At 37.2% G+C, this 21,075-nt stretch carries 19 protein-coding genes; 14 read left to right on the forward strand and 5 right to left on the reverse strand.

Translation table 11 applies throughout. The features are described 5' to 3' along the window. Positions 1-54: 54 nt before the first annotated feature. Entirely contained in the window at positions 55-1,752 is a 1,698-nt protein-coding gene (locus JCM9152_RS04060) for a methyl-accepting chemotaxis protein (protein WP_052015546.1), read from the reverse strand. Positions 1,753-1,917: 165 nt separating this feature from the next. Here JCM9152_RS04060 and rlmD point away from each other — a divergent pair, with 165 nt between their 5' ends. Both rlmD and JCM9152_RS04070 read left to right on the forward strand, forming a co-directional pair. After that, positions 1,918-3,297, forward strand: coding sequence for a 23S rRNA (uracil(1939)-C(5))-methyltransferase RlmD (gene rlmD / locus JCM9152_RS04065; RefSeq protein ID WP_035341260.1), 1,380 nt, complete (start codon positions 1,918-1,920; stop codon positions 3,295-3,297). A gap of 158 nt (positions 3,298-3,455) precedes the next feature. Then, positions 3,456-4,196: a Fic family protein gene (locus JCM9152_RS04070; RefSeq protein ID WP_035341263.1), complete on the forward strand. Its 741-nt coding sequence runs from the start codon at positions 3,456-3,458 to the stop codon at positions 4,194-4,196. Between the two features lie 146 nt (positions 4,197-4,342). Here JCM9152_RS04070 and JCM9152_RS04075 read toward each other — a convergent pair whose 3' ends face one another. After that, positions 4,343-5,077: a TrmH family RNA methyltransferase gene (locus tag JCM9152_RS04075; protein ID WP_035341265.1), complete on the reverse strand. Its 735-nt coding sequence runs from the start codon at positions 5,075-5,077 to the stop codon at positions 4,343-4,345. 656 nt (positions 5,078-5,733) lie between these two features. Here JCM9152_RS04075 and JCM9152_RS04080 point away from each other — a divergent pair. The 4 genes from JCM9152_RS04080 to JCM9152_RS04095 all read left to right on the forward strand — a co-directional run bounded on the left by JCM9152_RS04080 (position 5,734) and on the right by JCM9152_RS04095 (position 9,367). Then, positions 5,734-6,021 carry a hypothetical protein gene (locus tag JCM9152_RS04080; RefSeq protein WP_035341268.1) on the forward strand — a complete coding sequence of 96 codons (288 nt, stop codon included), beginning with the start codon at positions 5,734-5,736 and terminating at the stop codon, positions 6,019-6,021. A gap of 235 nt (positions 6,022-6,256) precedes the next feature. Continuing rightward, entirely contained in the window at positions 6,257-7,567 is a 1,311-nt protein-coding gene (locus tag JCM9152_RS04085; RefSeq protein ID WP_035341271.1) for an extracellular solute-binding protein, read from the forward strand. Between the two features lie 85 nt (positions 7,568-7,652). Further along, positions 7,653-8,531 carry a carbohydrate ABC transporter permease gene (locus JCM9152_RS04090; RefSeq protein ID WP_035341274.1) on the forward strand — a complete coding sequence of 293 codons (879 nt, stop codon included), beginning with the start codon at positions 7,653-7,655 and terminating at the stop codon, positions 8,529-8,531. A 14-nt stretch (positions 8,532-8,545) separates the two neighbouring features. After that, positions 8,546-9,367, forward strand: coding sequence for a carbohydrate ABC transporter permease (locus JCM9152_RS04095; RefSeq protein WP_035341277.1), 822 nt, complete (start codon positions 8,546-8,548; stop codon positions 9,365-9,367). 21 nt (positions 9,368-9,388) lie between these two features. Here JCM9152_RS04095 and JCM9152_RS04100 read toward each other — a convergent pair whose 3' ends face one another. Then, entirely contained in the window at positions 9,389-10,000 is a 612-nt protein-coding gene (locus JCM9152_RS04100; protein ID WP_035341279.1) for a YesL family protein, read from the reverse strand. Positions 10,001-10,170: 170 nt separating this feature from the next. Further along, entirely contained in the window at positions 10,171-10,308 is a 138-nt protein-coding gene (locus JCM9152_RS22560; RefSeq protein ID WP_162232045.1) for a hypothetical protein, read from the reverse strand. 720 nt (positions 10,309-11,028) lie between these two features. On the opposite strand from JCM9152_RS22560, the gene JCM9152_RS04110 reads away from it, so the two are divergent. The 5 genes from JCM9152_RS04110 to JCM9152_RS04130 all read left to right on the forward strand — a co-directional run bounded on the left by JCM9152_RS04110 (position 11,029) and on the right by JCM9152_RS04130 (position 15,238). Next, positions 11,029-11,619, forward strand: coding sequence for a dienelactone hydrolase family protein (locus JCM9152_RS04110; RefSeq protein WP_035341284.1), 591 nt, complete (start codon positions 11,029-11,031; stop codon positions 11,617-11,619). A gap of 300 nt (positions 11,620-11,919) precedes the next feature. Next, the gene (locus JCM9152_RS04115; protein WP_035341286.1) at positions 11,920-12,222 is read left to right on the forward strand and encodes a MazG-like family protein; all 303 of its coding nucleotides are present in this window, start codon (positions 11,920-11,922) and stop codon (positions 12,220-12,222) included. Positions 12,223-12,397: 175 nt separating this feature from the next. Further along, positions 12,398-13,093, forward strand: coding sequence for a vancomycin resistance response regulator transcription factor, VanR-F/VanR-M family (gene vanR, locus JCM9152_RS04120; RefSeq protein WP_035341288.1), 696 nt, complete (start codon positions 12,398-12,400; stop codon positions 13,091-13,093). Continuing rightward, a complete protein-coding gene (locus tag JCM9152_RS04125) occupies positions 13,086-14,174 on the forward strand; it encodes a sensor histidine kinase (protein ID WP_035341290.1) in 1,089 nt (362 codons plus the stop codon). Before vanR ends, JCM9152_RS04125 begins: the two co-directional genes overlap by 8 nt. 131 nt (positions 14,175-14,305) lie before the next feature. After that, positions 14,306-15,238, forward strand: coding sequence for a D-alanyl-D-alanine carboxypeptidase family protein (locus JCM9152_RS04130; RefSeq protein WP_035341292.1), 933 nt, complete (start codon positions 14,306-14,308; stop codon positions 15,236-15,238). A 133-nt stretch (positions 15,239-15,371) separates the two neighbouring features. Here the strand turns inward: JCM9152_RS04130 and JCM9152_RS04135 are convergent, their stop codons facing one another. Continuing rightward, complete coding sequence (locus JCM9152_RS04135; RefSeq protein ID WP_035341294.1) at positions 15,372-16,268, reverse strand: macrolide 2'-phosphotransferase; 897 nt, start codon at positions 16,266-16,268, stop codon at positions 15,372-15,374. A gap of 1,026 nt (positions 16,269-17,294) precedes the next feature. Here JCM9152_RS04135 and JCM9152_RS04140 point away from each other — a divergent pair. From JCM9152_RS04140 to JCM9152_RS04150, 3 genes are all read left to right on the forward strand, one after another. Beyond that, positions 17,295-19,436, forward strand: coding sequence for a catalase (locus JCM9152_RS04140; protein ID WP_035341296.1), 2,142 nt, complete (start codon positions 17,295-17,297; stop codon positions 19,434-19,436). Between the two features lie 99 nt (positions 19,437-19,535). Continuing rightward, positions 19,536-19,883 carry a hypothetical protein gene (locus tag JCM9152_RS04145; protein WP_175576988.1) on the forward strand — a complete coding sequence of 116 codons (348 nt, stop codon included), beginning with the start codon at positions 19,536-19,538 and terminating at the stop codon, positions 19,881-19,883. 241 nt (positions 19,884-20,124) lie between these two features. Further along, positions 20,125-21,063 (forward strand): phosphotransferase, encoded by a 939-nt coding sequence (locus JCM9152_RS04150; RefSeq protein WP_035341300.1) that lies wholly within the window; start codon positions 20,125-20,127, stop codon positions 21,061-21,063. The last annotated feature ends 12 nt before the right edge of the window (positions 21,064-21,075 follow it).

Consider the following 21,075-nt stretch of genomic DNA (forward strand, 5'->3'; position numbering starts at 1 on the left):
TAGGACGGTGTGTCATTGGTTATTGACACGCCGTCCTATTGTTTGATGTAATGATTAATCTACTTTAAATTTCTTGACTAATGCTTGTAAATCATCAGCTAGTAAAGAAAGGGCTTGTGCAGAGGAAGAGACTTCTTCCATTGAAGCAAGCTGTTCTTCCGCTGACGCTGCGACATTTTGTGTATGGGATGCCGCATCCTCAGCCTTATCTGCAACAGTTGAAATAGTACTGGTTACCTCGTCGGAACTGGCTGAAATCTCTTCTGCAGTCGCAGCCATATTATCGACTTGTCCAGCAACCTTTTCAAGTTGTTCAAGTATTTCTTTAAAGCTTCCTTCTGTTTCTTGCGTAATTTTCATACCACCTTGAACATCATTGAACACATGATCAATGGATTGAGTGGATTGCTCCATATCCTTTTGAATCGTTGAGATCAATGATGTAATTTCGGATGTAGATTGCTGGGATTGTTCCGCTAATTTACGCACTTCGTCAGCGACTACTGCAAATCCTTTCCCATGTTCACCAGCACGAGCGGCTTCAATTGCTGCATTTAACGCAAGCAAGTTCGTTTGTTCTGATATGTCAGAAATAACTTGTGTAATCTCACCAATTTCCTTTGAACGCTTGTCTAACATTTGAATGACGTGACCACTTTCTGCAACGGACTCACTAATTTTCTCCATTTGACGTACCGTTTCTTTCACATAGCTTTCACCCGACTTGGCTTTCTTACTTGCCACGAGCGTCGCCTCCGAAATGTGAGATGCATTTTCAGCTATGTTCTGAACACCTTTGTTGACTTCTGTCAACGTATTAACGCCTTCTTCCATTGAAGCGGTAGAGGATTCAGCCCCGCTTGCTACATGCTGAATAGATTCTGTAATGGTTTCAGTGGCTGTACTCGTTTGTGCAGCACTTGCCGTTAATTGTTCTGATGATGTAGCAAGGTGCTCTGATGTTTGTTTGACTTCCTCCATCATGTCTTTTAAGTTGGCTGTCATCTTATTGAAGCTCGTAGCTAAGGATGTTAACTCATCCCCAGTTTCATCGGTAACAGTTGATGTAAAATCACCATTGCCTGCTGCCTCTAATGAAGTAGATAAATGGGAAAGACGTGACTTTAATCGTCGAGTAAATAACATCGTACACGTAATTGCAAGCAATACTACGATTACGAGTACAATGATAAATTTAATCAATATCTCAGTTAAAATCACATGAATAGTTTCTTGGGAAGCACCTACGTAATAAATACCAATAGGCTCATTTTGACTATTGTAAAGAGGCATATAGGCTGTTTGATACGTTTGACCAACAACGTTCGCTTCACCGAAATAATACTCACCTTGTTCTAAAACAACTTGTGCAACCTCATCAGATACTTTGGTCCCGATTGCTCGCTCTCCATCAACCACGACATTTGTTGAAACACGAGTATCCTCTCTGAAAATAGTGACAGTATCACCGGTATCATCGCCGATTTCATCAACAATTTCAAAGTTTTCTTCTAATGATATATCTCCTTTGTATAATTGACCATCACGGATCTCCCATTCGCCAGGATATTTTGTATCGATGTACCGATAGGAAAGTTGAAGGTCACCACGCGCCTTCTCAATGGCGAAGTCTTTAATACCGTTAGTCACACTAACGTAAATCACACCACCGATAATAGTTGATAGAATGAGTATAATGCTTAAAACTAATACGTTAATTTTAGTCGTTAATGTCTGCTTCAAACGTTTCACCTCTTCTTGTTTATTTTTAAAAGTCTAGTAGATTATAACTAATGTCGAATTATAAGCCAATAGAAAATGAGAAAAATGTCGTATGTAGCTAAAAGATGTCGAATTACTGAAAAAAGTGGAGATGTGCTACAATACGTTATAGGAAAAAGCAAAGGACGGATAACGATGAACAAGCAAGCACCTCCAGTAAAGAAAAACGATCAACTACGTGTGACGATTCAGGATTTGACTCACGAAGGTGCGGGTGTAGCGAAGGTGAATGGCTATACCCTTTTTGTACCGAAAGCCTTACCAGGTGAAGAGGTCGATATAAAAGTTGTTAAGGTAAACAAAGGCTATGGCTTTGCAAGAGTCATGAATATTGAAGAGGAAAGTCCTCATCGTGTGGAACCACCATGTACGATTTACGAACGTTGCGGTGGCTGTCAAATGCAGCATATGAGCTATGATGGACAGCTTTTATTTAAGCAAAAGCAAGTGAAAGATGTGTTGGAGCGTATAGGGGGCTTGAGGAGTGTTCCAGTCCACCCAACGATTGGGATGTCTGAGCCATGGCGTTATCGAAATAAAGCACAAGTTCCAATTGGAGAAGAAGGAGGACTTGTCATTGGTGGCTTCTATCAAGAGCGCAGCCATACGATCATTGATACCGATAAATGCCTGATACAAGCAGAAGAAAGTGATGATGCCGTCCATCTCATTAAGAGGCTGGCGAACGAATATGGTATTCGCGCCTACGATGAAAAAAAGCATCGCGGGACATTACGTCATGTCGTTACACGTAAAGGATATGAGACGGACGAGCTTATGGTCATCCTTGTGACAAGAGGGAAAGAGCTGCCACATAAGCAAAAATTACTCGATGCGATAACGAAAAAGCTCCCAAATGTAAAGTCAATCGTCCAAAACATTAACATAAAGCGAACGAATGTCATTTTTGGTGATGAAACAAACGTACTATGGGGAGAAGAATACATTTATGATTATATCGGGGACATCAAATTTGCCATCTCGGCAAGATCCTTCTTCCAAGTGAACCCAGAGCAAACGAAAGTCTTATACGATAAAGCGCTAGAATATGCTAATCTAACAGGTGACGAAATCGTCATTGATGCATACTGTGGAATCGGGACGATCTCCCTCTTCCTAGCACAACAAGCAAAGCATGTCTACGGAGTCGAAATCGTACCTGATGCTATCGCTGATGCGAAACGAAACGCTTCGTTAAATGGAATCGAAAATGTTGATTTTGCTGTTGGAGAAGCTGAAAAAGTCATGCCATGGTGGTACGCCCAAGGTATTCGACCTGAGGTCATTGTCGTCGATCCCCCACGTAAAGGCTGTGACCAAGCATTACTTGAAACGATTTTATCAATGAAACCAGACCGTGTCGTCTATGTATCCTGTAACCCAGCCACGTTAGCGCGGGACTTGAAGATATTAGAAGAGGGTGGATATGAAACGAAGGAGGTACAGCCTGTGGATATGTTTCCACAGTCGACGCATGTTGAGTGCGTCTCGGTATTAGAGCTGAAAAAAATTTGAAAGTGCTATCAAATTCAATTGTTTAAAGTGGTATATGAAATTTAATGAATTTACTGTTTGCTTGTGCATCTATTTGATTAAAGTCGGTTTAGCAGGTATATTCAGAGAAACAATAGAATTCTAAATGAAATAGGTGCAAGATTAAAGAGGTGAAGCCAATGTTTGAGCAAATTGATCAAAAAAAAGCTCTTCTAGATGCCAAGCGTCCGTTACCTAAATATACAGTCAAAAGTTTACGTGAAAAGTTATTACTCGAATGGACTTATCATTCAAATGCAATTGAAGGAAATACTTTAACAATTAATGAAACGAAGGTGGTCCTAGGAGGTATTACAGTTGGTGGCAAAACTCTGCGTGAACACTTGGAAGTACTAAATCACCGTGATGCTATTCACTTTATAGAAGATATTGTACAAATGGACGAACCCTTATCGGAGTGGCAAATTAAAAACTTACATCGACTTGTACTAAAAGGTATTGATGATGAGTATGCAGGCGTATATCGAGACCAGCAAGTTTTTATCTCTGGTGCAAAGCATATACCGCCAGCTCCTTTCCTTATTAAAGAAGAGATGGAGCAGTTGATGGGTTGGTATGAGCAACCCGAAACAACAAAAATACATCCAGTGGCTCGTGGGGCTATGTTGCATGCTATTTTTGTAAGGATACACCCATTTATTGATGGAAACGGTCGGACCTCACGTTTGTTATTAAATTTGGAGCTCATGAAAGAAGGCTTTCCACCAATTGTTATTAAAGTAGAAAATCGTCTAGCTTATTATGAAGCATTAGATAAAGCCCACACAGAAAAACAATATAATGAATTTATTAAGTTAATCACAAAAGAAGTGGATAGTTCATTAGAATTGTATCTAAGTGCAGTAAATAATGCTAAGTAAATAAGGGGTTTTGATCTGAGGAAAAGTAGGTAAACATGATTACACCATTCTATCTGCGCCTCTTACTCAAGCCATCAGGCCAATATTAAATTTAACTTTGCAAAAACCCAACAAATACTGAATGGCATTTGTCGGGTTTGTCTTTTTTAATCAATAAGCAAATTTTTTTGTGCAAAGGTATAGGCTGCAATGGCACTTGCTACAGCTAAATTTAGTGAATCGACATCGTTTGTCTGAGGAATTTTTATTACTTCCCCCACAGATAAAAAATTATCACTAAGTCCTGTAGCTTCATTTCCAAAGATCAGAGAAAACAATGAGCTTTCAGGGCAACTTTCATAACTTAGGCTTCGTTTACCACCTAGCATAAATGGAAATAACTGATGTATGTTATATGCCATTTTATAGTCATGAAAATTATTAAAGCACGTTATATTCATCTTAAAAAATGCGCCCATACTTGCCCTTATGGTTTTCGGATCCCATATATCAGCCGCAGGTGTGATGATCGCTATGTCTCTATACCCAAAGCCTAAAACAGTACGGATAATTGTTCCAATGTTCCCTTTGTCAGATGGGTTTACAAGTACAATATGCGGCCGGCTTTTATTTAGCTGCATCCCATATTTTTGGAACACGCCTAAAACCAAGCACTTGTCATTAACCCCTAATCGACTAAAGACCTTGTCATTATAAGTGATCGAGATTTTATTATCACACATAGACTCGATAACCGATAAATCCTCGAGTTTAGAGTGAATAATCAATTCTCTTACTGAATGTGGTCTGGCTTTTAGAAGTTCGATGGTAGGATATGTGCCAATTGTATAACTATAATCATACCCCTTTTTATATATCTTCAATTTATCATTGTTTTTCATAGCACTCGCTCCCCTTAAAAAATATGATGCTTTAAAGGTGCAAAAGTTCTATGAAAACCAGCATGATACGGCGAATAGAATTCACCTAATTCACTTATTCCATGCAAACGTTCCTGTCTGCTTTTCATCAGACTTTGCATGGAATGTGCCGAGTCGAACACCCAAGGAAATCGCCATTTGCCTCACCCCTTTCCAATGTTATTGTGACTCTGGCCTTCGATCTGACAACGTCATGTAAGTGCAAACATCAATCGTTGTGAAGAATCTTAACAGATAAACGTATGAGTAAATCAATATCAGATTCTGCTATCGTAAATAGAAAATATGATTCATCAACCATTTCAAGTCGAAAATGATAGCTGTAAATATGATGCTATGGTGAAAACAAACTAAATGTAAATATATTCTATGCTAAAGTACAGGTATTAGCAAATTTTTTTCGATAACACTAGGCTCTCCTAAAGAGGCTTAGAATGCCCCGCTGACGCCCGGTTCAGTTGTAAAGGTGGGATAGAACAAGTGGAACAAGAAATTAGAGGTTTATCATCTCTAACAAACAGTGTTCCTTCACAGTAAGCTTATTTTACGATTTGACACATAATCGAGGGGTTCGTTGGAAAACTATAGTTAACCTAGCATAAAAGAGGAGTGAGAAAATGGAAACTTACAATCAAACCGCTTTTCCGCGAGTACTAAATAGTGAAGATGATCCGTTTTTATTAAATAATGCACATGAATCCTATGATGTTTTCGTGAATAATAAATTTGTGGGAAAAAAAATACTATCGCCACAATCAGATCGCATTGATTATCTAACTGATTTTATAAAAGCACAGGGGATAGAAGATCTATCGACTCATTTAGACGGAGATCATTTCTTCATACGTTCGAAAGACTCAAAGCATGTTACAACTATAGTTGAAAGCTACTTACAAAATAAGTAGGCAAGATCAATTTTAAGCTACGGTAATAAAGGCTTTTAGCCGCAGAGTAGGCCACCAGTTCAGACTGGTGGTTTTGATTTTTATTTAGTAAGAATAATGCATTGTAACATCGCTCTTCGCTCATACTAAAATAAAGCGACTCCAATATTGGACATTCACCCAATATAAACGAGCTTCCTTTTACTTCTGTTGAGGCAGGAATACATAACCATTTCAAAAATTTAAGGAGGTAATTATGTTTATGAAGAGAGTGTGTATAATTATTTTTGTGATAATCACAGGTGCCCTTTTGATAACAGGTTGTGGTGGTGTACAAGATGAGGGGGCAGGAGATGCCACTATTGATGGTGAAGAAACGGTCATTGAGTTCATGCACTTATGGCCACCGGGGAGTTCAGCGGAACATCACCGAATTGTTAATGAAATCATTGCAAATTTTGAAGCAGAAAATGAAGGTATAACGATTGACCTACAAGTTTTAAGCAATGAGCAGTATAAGGATCAGATCGTGGTGTTATCTTCTGCTGATCAACTTCCTGATGTTGGAATGACCTGGGCAGCAGGTTACCTTGATCCGTTCGTTGCTGGAAATAAATTCACGCCACTAGACGATATTTTAGATGATGGATTAAGAGAGAAGTTTGTCGCTGGAACACTTGAGGCTTACGAAAAAGAAGGCGAGACATACGGTCTACCTTTAGAGTTAAATACTGTTTATGTCTTCTATAATAAAGCAATTTTTGACAAGTATAATCTTGAGGCTCCGGAAACGTATGAGGAGTTTGAACAAGTCATTAATACATTAAAAGAGAATAATGAGGACCCAATCGCTTTAGGGAACAGAGACAGTTGGACTGGATCTATGTGGTATATGTATTTTGCTGACAGAATTGGTGGAGCTGATGTACTCACAAACGCCATCAACAGGACGGGTTCATTCGAAGACCCTGCTTTAGTAGAAGCTGCTGCAAAAGTACAAGAAATGGTCGAGAATGATGCGTTTACAAGTGGATTCAACGGCCTTGCTGATGAGGAAGCAAAAAGTATGTTCATGAACGAACTTACAGCAATGTACATGATTGCAACTTGGGATCTACCTAACTTTACAACGAACGAAAGCATTCCACAAGAATTTAGAGATAATATCGATTACTTTAAATTTCCAACAGTTGACGGACAAGGTGACACGAACAGCTTTGTGGGCGGCCCTGGTGTTGGATTGTTTGTCAGCGAAAACTCTGATGTTCAGGAAGAAGCAAAACAATTTTCAGCTTATTTTGTAGAGCAGTGGGGAGAAAAAGCCGTAGCAGAGGCAGGTGTCCTTCCGGCAACGATTGTTGATGGCGATGCATTAGACCTTCCAGATATGTATGTTGATGTTCTAGAAGATCTTAACAACGCAAGCAATCTGACTCTTTATGCTGATGTACAAATGAGTTCAACGGTAGCGGAAACGCATTTAGAATTGATACAAGCATTGTTTGGTCAGCAAATTACGCCAGAAGATTTTGCCCAACAACATGAACAAGCCCTTTCAGCTGAATAGCAATTACGTTCTGTAAATACATGAAAAGGACGAATCTTTCATTAGATTGTCCTTTTCCATTCTTTTAAATGGGGGGTTAAGTACGATGAACAAAGTGATGTCCAATAAATGGTTTATATTTTTGTATATTTTCCCTGCTTTGTTTTTAGTAAGTATTCTAATCTTCATTCCCTTAGTATTATCAGCTTATTATGGGTTAATGAGATGGGATGGGATTGGAGCTATGCAGTTTATTGGATTGGATAATTATATGAACGTGTTACAGGATAGTCGATTTTGGGGAAGTGCACGAAATTCATTTTTATTAGCAATCTTCTCAACTCTCAGCCTCGTCATTTATTTGACTATTTCAATGATTTTAGCTTCCAAAATAAAGGGAGCTAATCTTCTAAGAAAAATTTATTTAATACCTATGCTTTTATCTTCAGTAGCAATCGCCCAGCTGTGGATTAAAATCTACAATCCATCTAACGGGATGCTCAACATTTTACTTAGATCATTAGGCGTTCAAAATCTACCGTTATGGCTTGCAGACCCTAACATCGTGCTTTATTCCATTTTTGTACCGATTTTATGGCAGTATGCAGGGTTTTACATCCTTATTTACTATGCTGCATTAAAAGGCATTCCTGAATCCATGATGGAAGCTGCAAAAATCGACGGGGCCACACCTTTTCAAATTGCCTATCGCATCAAACTGCCATTAATAATGAGTGTCGTAAAAGTAACCGTTGTCCTCGCTATTGTTGGCTCACTTAAGTATTTTGATTTAATTTATGTTATGACAGGTGGAGGGCCGAATGGAGCTAGTGAAGTAATGGCTTCCTATATGTACAAGCTTGCATTTGGTACAAACAACTTTGGCTACGGAAGCGCTGTAGGTTTCATGCTACTCGTTATAACGTTACTTGTCACAATCATTATACGTAAGCTCACGGCTACTAAGGAAGAAATTCAGTATTAACGGGAGGATATAACATGGGACGTATAGGATACTTTTTGTTGTATGTCAGTTTAGGTATTGTTGCCATTTTTCAAATTTTCCCACTTGTCTGGTTGTTCCTTTTCTCTTTAAAAGACAATCGTGAAATATTTGCTGAATCACCATTTGCATTACCACAGCAAATTAAATGGGAAAATTATTTGAGCGTGTGGCAAGCAGGGATCGGCAATTATTTCTTCAACAGCATCTGGATCACAGGCGTATCAATCGTGATTACTCTTCTATTTGGAAGTATGGCAGTTTTTGTAATCACTCGAATGAGATGGAAGCTGAATAAGCTTGTTTTAGGCTTGTTTATGGTCGGATTAATGATTCCGATTCATTCATCGTTAATTCCACTTTTTAGCATGTATCTAAGTGTCAATTTAATTGATAATCCATGGGCGATCGTTTTGACCTATACTGCTTATAATTTGCCAATCACAATGATGATTCTTCTAGGTTTTTATTACACGATACCTACGGCAATTGAAGAAGCGGCGATTATTGATGGTGCCTCTCTTCATCGGTTATTTTTTAGCATTCTTCTACCGATTTCTACGCCAGTGCTTTCTACAACAGCGATTATTAACATGATTTATAACTGGAATGAATTTGTATTTGTTAATACATTTATCAGTTCTGATCGGTATCGAACGCTGACAGTAGGGATTCAAACCTTTGTAGGGCAATATATGACTGACTGGGGAGCAATTGGGGCAACCCTCGTTATTAGTATTCTTCCTGTTCTCATTGCATTTCTGTTCTTTAGTAACAAAATCGTTGAAGGTATTTCCTCTAGTGCTGTAAAAGGATAGTCTAATCAGAGGAAATATCCTTCATCGTAAGTTTTGTTTTTCTTGGATCTTTTGAAAAGCATTTAGAGCAAACAATAAGGTGATAAGGCTATAGAAGCTAGCACCGAAGATCACTCCTACTGCTGGAATGACTGTTATGATTAAATAAAATGCACCTAAGCTGACAATGATAAACAGCGTTTGTACCGGGCTAATTAGCATGATTTGAAAGGCACTCTTAACGATTTGGAATAGATTTAAATCAAAATGGACATAAACCGGGAAAATATAGAACATGAATACAAAGAACAGCAATATACCTGCAAGCAACGGACCCAATGCCCAGCTAAGCTGTTCATCGTGATTCACATAAAGGAAGAAGCTATTGAATCCTACTACCAAAGAAACAAAGTAAATAAGGAAACCTAAGCGGTTACTTTTCCAAAACTCATCTTTATAGTAGTGCCAAAAAGTAGCTAGAATAGGTTTATCAGAATCACCTTGAAGCCACTTCCTTATTATAGAAAACATTGCAATGGTTGCTGGGAATAAGCCTAATACAATGCCTCCTGCTAAAGTAAAGCAGATCCATATTACATTTAAATAGGCGAAAAGGGTAATCCATTCCAGGATCCTATATAGTGCTCGATCCATTTTTGTACCTCCTTGAAATCAGAAAGACTTTTACCATTATAGGAAAAAAAATGAATGACCATTCAATTTAAAGGTAGAAAGGTTGAGTAAGTTTTCCGATTGCAAGATTAAGATCATAAGACATGATCGCACTAATCAAGATACAAACAGCAAATAATGGAGGAGCTACTTCATTTTGCTGGCTCAATACTTGGACGTCCTTTGTCAGAAGAACGATCTAACTTACGAACAAGATGGTCTTCTGGAACTAGCTTTTCAATCCAGACCATCTCCATTCGCATCCGTTCATCTTCCAACTTTTTAGACATCATTGTCCATTTTTATCAATTATCTGATAGAAAAAAAAACTGTCGACAAAGTCTTGCAAAAGCGAGACTTTGTCGACAGGCTGGTAGTTAGTCTTTATGTTTGAAAAATTCAACAAAAGAATTGAAAAACTCAATACTTTGATAGACCAGAATAGAAAGAGCCGTTACAGAAAAAAAGCCTATAATCATAAATCTTATCCACATCATTTGTGATTCCTCCTTTTGAAATTAATGCATTTTATCAAAATGAGGAGTTTCCACATAATTACTTTGATAGAAAATAGGTATAAGATTCATGTACCTCTTTGTTAATTTGATCAAAAGATTTATAGATTCAGTTATACTAATAATGACAAAAATCACAATAAACAAATTATGAAATAATGTATGATGCTTACCACTAATAATAGTATCAAGAGGCTGATAATCCTCGGTATATTTATCTGAAATTATGTTTTCTTGTGTGATAATTAAAGAAATATGTTCATATCCGGAATGTGTGATACTTACTAACAAAATGAGTAAAGTAATAATTTTAAGATGACTTATCATAGTCTCACATCCATAATATAGTGTTTTAAGTATACGCTTATTTATCAATATTAGATATAGGTGAATTTTATTAAAAAAGCACTAATTTTATAAAATCGCGTCATAAAAAGAAAAAGGTGCTTGATAAACTAAGGGTTAATAAGAAACTTAGGTTTACGGGAGGTGCAAATGATTAAATTAACGCATAAAAAGTCTAATACTGTAATCATTGTCATACACGAAATTTATGGTGTTAATCAACATATGAAAAATTTTTGTGAGTTTTTATCAGAACAAAATTTCGATGTTTTTTGTCCTAATTTATATGAACCTGAAACTTCCTTTAATTATTTTCAAGAGGGGATAGCTTTTAACCATTTTATGGAAAACGTTGGTTTTGAACATGCATTACATAGAATAAAAGATGTTTTGTCAAATGTTAAAAATGAATACAAAAGAATATATGTCGTCGGATTTAGTGTTGGTGCCACTATAGCTTGGTTATGTAGTGAGGACGAATCTGTTGATGGGGTAGTGGGATACTATGGTTCACGTATTAGGGATTATGTTGCTATAATACCCAAGTCTCCAACAATGCTATTCTTTCCAAAAGAGGAAAAGTCATTTAATGTGGATGAGTTAATTTCAACTTTGGATAAAAAGAATATTAAGATATATAAATTCAATGGTCAACATGGATTCAGTGACCCATACTCTTCAAAATATCATGAGAGGTCAGCACAAAAAGCATGTAGACAAATGATAACTTTCCTCAGTTAGATAATAATTGCTAACTGAGAGATTCCTACAATAAAGAGAGGAGTTTTCTTTTTTATTTTCAGTGTAGGTAATTTTGCATTTTTTGGTAGGAAATCATGCTAATATATAAAGAGTTGTATTTGGTAGTAATGAATGTACTTTTGAGAGGAAGTATTTGTGAAAACAATTGCAGTTTATTGTGGTTCTAGTAAAGGAATTGACCCAATCTATATGGAAGAAGCTGAAAAAAATAAGAGGGTACTTATATACATAAATGGTAATAAAACATCACTAATTCTAAAATAAAAGAGGGAAGAAATCATGGAGCAATGGCTAAAAGAAATAAAGGTACTTAGTGAAAAAGAACCAAAAACGTTAGAACAAATGGCACTGAAGTTAACCGAGGAAGTCGGTGAAACTTCTCAAGCTGTATTATCTTATCTTAAAGCAAGTGGAAGTGCCTATAAACAGTTAGGAATTGATGATGTAAAAGAAGAATGTATCGATGTTGTTTTGGTCGCCTTAGCTATATATTATAAGTTATCTGAAGATGAAGAAGAGCTCCAAAAGTTAGTTAATAAAAAGTTGAATAAGTGGGAAAGCAAAATTAGTGACAAAAGGTAATCTAATGATAACAATGTTAAAAACTACACTTACACTAACGAAGTGCTAATGTTTAAGAAGAAAGTTTGAAGAATATTGTTATTTTATATGTACCAATAAGTCCAGGTTTTGAAAAAGGGGGAAATAATATAAATAGGACTTGATATATAGATGTAAGTTAAATAGGAGTGGGAAGATGAGGGATATTTCGATATTAATTGCTGATGATGAAGATGAAATCGCTGATCTAATTGCTATTCATTTAGAAAAAGAAGGATACCATGTTATTAAAGTATCGGATGGACAAGAGACGATTCGTGTTGTTGAGGAACACGTCTTTGATTTATTGATTTTGGATATTATGATGCCGAAAATGGATGGATATGAAGTAATCCGTCGCATTCGCGAACAGCATAATATGCCTATCATATTTTTAAGTGCTAAAACATCTGATTTCGATAAAGTACAGGGACTGGTACTTGGAGCAGATGATTATATGACTAAACCATTTACCCCAATAGAATTGGTTGCTCGTGTAAATGCTCAGATCCGACGTTATACGAAGCTTAATCAGCATATAACAGATAATAACACTAACTTGGAATATGGTGGATTAGTTATTTCTCCTGATCAACGTACAGTTAGTCTATATGGTGAAAGCATTGAGCTAACCGCGAAAGAATTTGATATTTTATATTTACTAGCGAGTCACCCAAAGAAAGTTTTTAGTATGGATCATATTTTCAGGAAGGTGTGGGGTGAAGCATACTTTGAAGGGGGTAATACGGTTATGGTTCATATACGTACCCTTCGGAAAAAACTTGAAGAAGATAAACGGAATGACAAATTGATTAAGACAGTATGGGGAGTAGGGTATACATTCAATGGTTAAAATGATGCGCAGTTTTCGTTCAAAGATGGTGTTGTTATTTGGTTTAAGTATGTTACTGTCAGGCACTATAACGTATTTAATCTTTAAAATACTTCAATATTATTATTATACTCGGGTTCAATACGGCGATCTATTGACTAACTTTCGTTTATTTATTAATCAGATTGGAGACCTTAATTTCTTTTTACTTATATTTATTCCACTGTCAATATTCTTTTTCTTTCTCCTTACGAAGCGCTATTCCACTTATTTCAATGAGATTTCAAAAGGAATTCACAACCTTGCTCGTGGCGAATTTCACCATCAGGTTGAAATCAAATCAAACGATGAATTTAACGATATTACGAAGGACATTAATCTCGCAAGTAAAAAGTTAAAAGAAGCCATAGACAGAGGTGACTTTTCAGAAAACAGTAAGGATTTTCTAGTAGTAAACTTAGCACATGATCTTCGTACCCCGCTAACTTCTGTTTTGGGTTATTTAGATTTAATCCTTAACAATGAGAGCTTGACTAAAGAACAAGTTAGACATTATTTAACGATTTCATTTACAAAATCTCAGCGTTTAGAAAGGCTTATAGATGAATTATTTGAAATAACTAGAATGAACTATAGAATGCTTCCAGTCGAAAAAAAGAAAATAGATTTAACTAACTTACTCAACCAATTAAAGGAAGAAATGTATCCTGTATTTGAAAAAAAACATTTGATTGCCCGGATGAATAGTACTACCCATTTAACCATTTGGGGGGATGGAGATTTGATAGCACGTGTGTTTGAAAATCTTATCACTAATGCAATCCGTTACGGATATGACGGTCAGTATGTCGATATCAACGGTTTTATTGATGCAGATGAAGTGGTAGTTCAAGTTGTTAATTATGGAGATAGTATACCTCCGAATGAACTCCCGCATCTCTTTGATATGTTCTATACTGGAGATAAAGCGCGAACTTATCAAGATGATAGCACAGGTCTTGGCTTGTTCATTGCAAAGCATATAGTGGAGCAGCATAATGGATCTATTACTGTCGAAAGTAACGTCATACATACAATTTTTGAAGTTCGTTTACCAATGTAAACTGAACTGAATAATTCAGTTCAATTAATTCAAGTACATGATTTAAGAAAAATTTAAGATTTACCCTACTCTTTTTTTTAAAAGTTTTCCTTATTCTTTTAAACAAAGATTAACAGGGAGGAAACTTAAAAATGAAGAAGTGGTGGAAATTTTTATTACTATTGTTCTTATGTATAACTTTCGCATCTACTATACTTTTTATGGAACTCAAAGAAGATATACTAAGGATAGGAGTACACGAATATGGTCAGTCTGATTATAAAGTAGAAGATCCTTCTCTTTCTATATCTTCGAATGATTTACACAGTACAAATGCAATGTTGACTCGCTTAAACGATACTACCATTTTTCTGGAAAAGAATAGCGCAGAAAAATTATACCCTGCGTCTTTAACAAAAATAATGACAGCAATTGTTGCAATAGAAAACTTGTCAAATTTGCAGGAAGAAATTAGATTTACTCATTACACTTTTAGCGAACTGTACACAGCAAATGCTTCTATGGCCGGTTTTCAGCCAAACGAGAGTGTAAGGGCTATTGATCTTTTATACGGAGTGATGCTCCCAAGCGGTGCAGAGGCTTGTATCGGCCTTGCAGATCATATTGCGGGGTCAGAACAGTCATTTGTAAAGATGATGAATCAAAAGGCAGCAGATCTGGGGATGAGTCATAGCCATTTTGTTAATACTACCGGACTTCATGACGAAAACCACTATACAACAGTGGAGGATCTTACAACTCTTCTTAAGTATGCGCTGGAGAATGATATATTTCGTGAAATTTTTACTGCCCCCCGTCACTCCACGCAACCTACGAATACACACGATGGGATAACCTTTTATAGCACAATGTTTGAAAAACTAAGCAACCCAACCATTGCCGGAGGGGAAATTTTGGGAGGGAAAACCGGATATACCGGTGAAGCTGGTCTCAGTCTTGCGAGTCTCGCCAAAGTTGGTAATCAAGAATATATTCTGATTTCAGCAGGAGCAAAAGGGGATCCATATTCGGAGCAGTATAATATTATTGATGCATTAGCTATATACAATAGTATAGGGAAATAATAAAAACGTTAACGAACAAAATAGTACTGAAGAAAGCCAAATATAAAAGGTGAGTTCTGTGGGGAAAACGTGTGCCATTTAGCTTCTCCTTATCGACTGATCGTCAAGAAAGCTTGACGATCAGTCCCTTTCATTACATTTCGCTAGCAAGCATATGTGCAGCCGTTTCATACATTTCTTGCAGGCCTGAGATTTCAGCAAACTCAGCTACAGTAATGCCACTTGTTGTTAGAAGTTCTACGATATGCTCATCCATTCTTGACCATGTTTTTCCACCGGCATTGTCATAAGCGTCGATTAATTTAGATAGTCCATCATTCCCAAAAAGGAGCTGATGGGACATGAAATCGACAGACACATCCGCAATCCCGACTTCTGTCCAGTCAATTAAACCAGTGATTTGATGATTGTTATTAATGAGGATATGACCTGGATGTAGGTCGCCGTGTGTGACTCCTACATGGGAAGGCCAAAGAGAATCTTCCGCTAGCCATGCTTGCCATCGATCCCATAAAGTTGGATTGATATCGTATTGTTTGTTTACCCGTTCCATGCGCTGTTTCATGGAAGCTCTTAACTCACTTGCACGAACAATTTCAACCCCAATATGTTTGAATTCTTTGTGAGGTAATGAGTGTAAATCTGCTAGTGCTTTTCCTAATGACTGATAATACGCAGATGGTACATTCGATTCATCAAAACTCCACACATAGTTCTGTTGCTCCACGTCAATCGTGGCCGCAGGAGTTCCGCCTAGTTGTTTATAAGCAATTAAATCTTCAGAGAAGATAGACCAATCCGGAACTTGAAAGCTTGCATGGTAGCGAATGATATCTAACGCTTTTTTCTCTTGGTGTGCATTTCTCATTGACTCTGGTCTACGTGGAATTCTTAGGATCCATTTATCGTTATGTTGATCTTTGGCGTAGGCTACTTGAAAGTCAACTCCAGACTCATTGATTTTGATACTGTTTTCTACAATATCCAATCCTTTATTCGTTGCTAATTGTTTAAGTTTGAGAGTATTCATGTTTATTTCCTCCAAATGTTTATTTTTTTATAGGATGTAAAGGGGTGTAATCATAAAAAACCACAGACAGGCTGCTGTCTGTGGTGAAGAGTAAACGAGGTATATCCAATAGTCTTCCTGTGTATGAGCCAAAAAAAGACATACGAAAAAAAGACAGATGGATATCTGCCTTTCTTCACGTAAAAAGTGTATACTTCCCCGTAGAAGGTTATTAAAAATGTGCAGACTACTCCCGTTTACTCTGCTTTATGAAAACAGAGCCTTTGAACATATTAAGTTACCTATTGTTCAAAGTTTGCTGGCGTAATCTTCCTGCATGCATCATTTTTAATAACCCTCCTTCTTATAATCTAACCTATACTATACATTTCCTTATTATCATTGTCAATAAACGGAGAAAACAGCGCCGTTTGTTGCTACAACAAATCTATTAAAATAAATTTAACTAGGAGTTAAGCAGGTAGCTTATATTGAACAAGAAAAAATAAAAAACATTAGCGTCATCAGTACAACGATATATTCAACAGCCGTACACGGATTGTGTAAGAAAAATAATTAAAGGTAAAGGCAAGTACGACTACATCCTTACTTAGACTGCAACGATTAATAGAAGGCATTATATCGCGCTAATGTACCATTAAAATAAACATTTCTGATCCCGAAGCGAATTTGGGGTCTTTTTCTTGTTCTTGCTTTCTCTGCCACGACTTATCTCCTTTTTCTTAACCGACATTTTGAGAATCCTTTTATACAGAAAAAAGCTGAAAAATAGGACGGAAAAGATGTAGAAAATAATTATTTCTGAATCGAAAAACATTATAAGAGTTTTGTAGAAAAACCTTATTTTAATGCGAACGGTGGAATGAGGAAGATTTTTTTGTTGGTAAATATATGTATAAAAAGGGTACTATTACAAACAATACCAAAGATGGATTCAATCATTATTTCCGTTGATGATCTTAGATTAGTACTGGGGTGGCAGTCGTAAAGTGGTTAACGGAAATACATAAAAAGGAGGAAGCAGAAGTGGATAATAATCAACAAAATAATGAGCTTTCTAATTTAGAAAACCTAAAAGATCAGCAGTTAGAAACCGTTCGAGTTGATCACAAAGGTACAAAATTAACAACTAACCAGGGAGTACGCGTTTCGAATACGGATGATTCGCTTAAAGCTGGTGAGCGAGGACCTACCTTGATGGAAGACTTTCATTTTCGAGAGAAAATGACTCATTTTGATCATGAACGTATTCCTGAACGAGTCGTTCACGCACGTGGTTTTGGAGCTCATGGCTACTTTCAAGTGTATGAACCGATGGCAGAAATAACGAAAGCTACATTTTTACAAGACCCATCTGTTAAAACTCCTGTTTTTGTACGATTCTCGACAGTTGTTGGATCACGAGGTTCGGCAGATACGGTACGTGATGTTCGAGGGTTTGCAACGAAATTTTATACTGAAGATGGAAATTATGATTTAGTTGCCAACAACATTCCAATATTTTTTATACAAGATGCAATTAAATTTCCAGATGTAGTACATGCCATTAAACCAGAACCACATAACGAAATTCCACAAGCTTCTGCCGCTCACGATACATTTTGGGATTTCGTAGTAAGTAACACTGAAACTGCTCATATGATCATGTGGTTGTTATCTGACCGCGGAATTCCAAGAAGTTTTCGAATGATGGAAGGGTTTGGCGTTAATACTTTTAGATTTGTGAATGAACAAGGGAAGGCGCGTTTTGTGAAATTTCATTGGAAGCCTTTACTAGGTGTGCATTCCCTTACTTGGGATGAAGCGCAAAAACTAGCTGGGAAAGATCCTGATTTCCTCCGCCGTGACCTTTGGGAAGCGATCAATATGGGAGAATACCCTGAATATGAGCTTGGCGTCCAATTGATCGAAGAAGATCAAGAGTTTAACTTTGATTTTGATATTCTGGATCCAACGAAATTTTGGCCAGAAGAACAGGTTCCTGTTAAGATTATCGGAAAAATGACATTAAACAAAAATCAAGATAACTTTTTTGCGGAGACCGAACAAGTAGCTTTTCATCCTGGTCATGTAGTGCCCGGAATTGATTTTAGCAATGATCCCTTACTACAAGGACGGTTATTCTCTTATACGGATACTCAGTTGCTCCGGTTAGGAGGGCCGAATTTTCATGAAATTCCAATTAATCGCCCAATTGCTTGTGTAAATAATAATCAACGCGATGGTTTCCATCGGATGACGATCGACAAAGGTGCTGTGAGTTATTCACCTAACTCACTTCGAAATAACTCTCCCCAACCAGCATCTGATAAAGAGCATGGATATACACATTATGCTGAAAAAGTAGAAGGGCAAAAAATTAGGAAACGTAGTGGTAGCTTTAATGATCATTATCGTCAAGCTACTCTTTTCTGGAATAGTATGTCACCAGCCGAAAAGAAACACATTATTAAAGCTTTTCATTTTGAAGTTGGAAAGGTGCAGGACAAACAAATCAAACAGCGTGTTGTTGAAATGTTTAATAATGTGGATAGTCAATTAGCGATTCAAATTGCTGAAGGAATTGGTGTGAATCCTCCTGCGAATCAAGGAGGAACTGGAGTAACAGCCTCCTCACCAGCGGTAAGTCAAGAAAATACAGTGAAGCAAGCGAAAACGAGAAAGGTTGCCATTCTGATTGAAAATGGCTTTAACTTTAATGAGGTATCACAAGTCATGACTGGACTATCTGCAGCCGGAGTTCATGCCGACCTTATTAGTAAAAATTTAGGCATGATTACAAGCGTAGAAAGTCAGAAACTTGAAGCGAATAAGAGTTATGCTACTAGTGGAGCGATTATGTACGATGCTCTTTATATTCCTGGTGGGAAGGGATCTATAGATCTATTAATGACTCATAAAGAGGCTAAGGACTTTATCAATGATGCTTTTGTCCATGCTAAACCAATTGGAGCTACGAATGAAGGTGTCGATCTTTTAGCTTCAACTGATGCTCAACGAACATTGCTAGCAGACCTTGGATCGCAAACGCAAATATTTACAGACATGGGGGTTGTGACAGTAAGGAACGAAACAGATTTAAGTGCGTTCCAACAAGAGTTTATCAATGCCATTTCCCTGCACCGTCATTGGATGAGGGAAAATCAAGATGGGAAAATGAGTGGTTAAATCATTTGTTCTATTTATCAGGTGGAATCTTCCACCTGATTGTAACAATGATTCAGCGGTATTTTCGTATTGAGAAGTACAATACTTGAAGTAAAAAACATGTATAGTTGCGAGCAAACTTACGCATCATATACGAGTAACAACAAATACAAGTTAAAAGGGGAGTTTATTATGCAACAAAACGAACAAGCACAACAAGCAGCGCAACAAGCTCAGCAGGCAATTCAACAAGCACAACAAGCAATTCAACAAGCGGCGCAACAGGCCAATCCTCAAGCAATTCAACAAGCACAGCAACAATTACAACAAGCACAGCAGCAAATGCAACAAGCGCAAAATAGTACTCAGCCAGCACAGCAACAGCAATTTCAACAAGTACAACAACAATTACAACAGGCTACACAACAGCTTCAGCAAGCACAACAACAACAAAATCAACAACAATAATTCAATTTTTATTTTACTTATGCAAAGAGGCTGTCGTAAGGACATCCTCTTTTGTTTAGGTTGAAATATAAATGGACACATCTTATTTTATTAAGAGATGAGACGATTTTTTTAAAAGGAGAGCACCTGTTTCGTTGATATTACGATATGTGTACAGGGCAGAATCGTTTTATTTATAAGCATTTTTCCAAAAAATGTGTGGTAAAATGATCTTGAACGAAGCTCGAGGGGGAAAGAAATTATGAAGGACTCTGTTGTTTTGCAGGCAGAACGTATTGCAGGCGATTTTCTAGGGGAACAAATAAAAACATCGTATCAAATCATTGGTAAAGGTATTACAAATCAGGTATGTGTAGTTGAAACTAGGAGCCATAAAGTCGTTGTCCGTATGAATGTTAAAGATACATATCCAGACTTTAGCAAAGAAAAATGGTGTATCGAGCAAGCGGCCGTAGTTGGTATTCCTGGACCTGAGGTGCTGTCCATTGGTATTGTTGATGAAACAGCCTATATGATTCAAACTTTTATAAGTGGCGACAATGGGTTAGACAGTACGGTTCCTAGGTTTGATATTTGGAGGCAGCTAGGCGAATATGCTAGGCTTATTCATTCGATTCAAGTGAAGGGATACGGAGAAAATCTGATTGATCCAGTCAATGGTGAGTTCCAGTCACCTTCTCATGAAGGATCGGACGGCAGTTGGCAAGGGTATGTGCAGTATAATATCAATAGTTTGACGGAGTCCGATCGGTTGATTGAGCTTGGAGTAATGACTCAGATGGAATCACAAAGAGTAAGAAACCTGTTCGAGAATCTGAAAAAGAAATCGTTCCGGTTCGGTTTAAACCATGGCGATCTCTCTTTAAAGAATACGATTGTTAATAAGGCGAACCAAGTTATATTACTGGATTGGAATGCAGAAGTAAGCGTGGTACCGCATGCAACTATTGCCCAATTGATGCATTACCAAATCCTAGAACTAGAAGAAAGCGCGAATGCTGAGGAATTTAAAGCGTTTATGGATGGGTACAGGATAAGTGAAAAAGACCTTTCTGACATAAAGCATTTTCTGCTTTTAAGGGCTTTCGATAACCTTAGGTGGGCTATTGATCGAAGTCCTGCCTTGATCGAACCCTATGCTAAGTTCGCGAAACAAGTAGTAGACATGGTTATGGATTAGTTAGCAAAGATA

The sequence above is a fragment of the Halalkalibacter hemicellulosilyticusJCM 9152 genome (genome assembly GCF_000513115.1).
GTDB lineage: Bacteria > Bacillota > Bacilli > Bacillales > Bacillaceae_D > Halalkalibacter > Halalkalibacter hemicellulosilyticus.

Excerpts from the sequence above, each read along its gene's own strand:
- JCM9152_RS04145 (WP_175576988.1), top strand. The coding sequence starts at position 19,536 with ATGTATAGTTGCGAGCAAACTTACGCATCATATACGAGTAACAACAAA.
- rlmD (WP_035341260.1), top strand. The coding sequence starts at position 1,918 with ATGAACAAGCAAGCACCTCCAGTAAAGAAAAACGATCAACTACGTGTG.
- JCM9152_RS04110 (WP_035341284.1), top strand. The coding sequence starts at position 11,029 with ATGATTAAATTAACGCATAAAAAGTCTAATACTGTAATCATTGTCATA.
- JCM9152_RS22560 (WP_162232045.1), bottom strand. The coding sequence starts at position 10,308 with ATGTCTAAAAAGTTGGAAGATGAACGGATGCGAATGGAGATGGTCTGG.
- JCM9152_RS04080 (WP_035341268.1), top strand. The coding sequence starts at position 5,734 with ATGGAAACTTACAATCAAACCGCTTTTCCGCGAGTACTAAATAGTGAA.
- JCM9152_RS04095 (WP_035341277.1), top strand. The coding sequence starts at position 8,546 with ATGGGACGTATAGGATACTTTTTGTTGTATGTCAGTTTAGGTATTGTT.
- JCM9152_RS04090 (WP_035341274.1), top strand. The coding sequence starts at position 7,653 with ATGAACAAAGTGATGTCCAATAAATGGTTTATATTTTTGTATATTTTC.
- JCM9152_RS04100 (WP_035341279.1), bottom strand. The coding sequence starts at position 10,000 with ATGGATCGAGCACTATATAGGATCCTGGAATGGATTACCCTTTTCGCC.
- JCM9152_RS04125 (WP_035341290.1), top strand. The coding sequence starts at position 13,086 with ATGGTTAAAATGATGCGCAGTTTTCGTTCAAAGATGGTGTTGTTATTT.
- JCM9152_RS04075 (WP_035341265.1), bottom strand. The coding sequence starts at position 5,077 with ATGAAAAACAATGATAAATTGAAGATATATAAAAAGGGGTATGATTAT.
- JCM9152_RS04135 (WP_035341294.1), bottom strand. The coding sequence starts at position 16,268 with ATGAATACTCTCAAACTTAAACAATTAGCAACGAATAAAGGATTGGAT.
- vanR (WP_035341288.1), top strand. The coding sequence starts at position 12,398 with ATGAGGGATATTTCGATATTAATTGCTGATGATGAAGATGAAATCGCT.
- JCM9152_RS04130 (WP_035341292.1), top strand. The coding sequence starts at position 14,306 with ATGAAGAAGTGGTGGAAATTTTTATTACTATTGTTCTTATGTATAACT.
- JCM9152_RS04085 (WP_035341271.1), top strand. The coding sequence starts at position 6,257 with ATGTTTATGAAGAGAGTGTGTATAATTATTTTTGTGATAATCACAGGT.
- JCM9152_RS04150 (WP_035341300.1), top strand. The coding sequence starts at position 20,125 with ATGAAGGACTCTGTTGTTTTGCAGGCAGAACGTATTGCAGGCGATTTT.
- JCM9152_RS04070 (WP_035341263.1), top strand. The coding sequence starts at position 3,456 with ATGTTTGAGCAAATTGATCAAAAAAAAGCTCTTCTAGATGCCAAGCGT.
- JCM9152_RS04115 (WP_035341286.1), top strand. The coding sequence starts at position 11,920 with ATGGAGCAATGGCTAAAAGAAATAAAGGTACTTAGTGAAAAAGAACCA.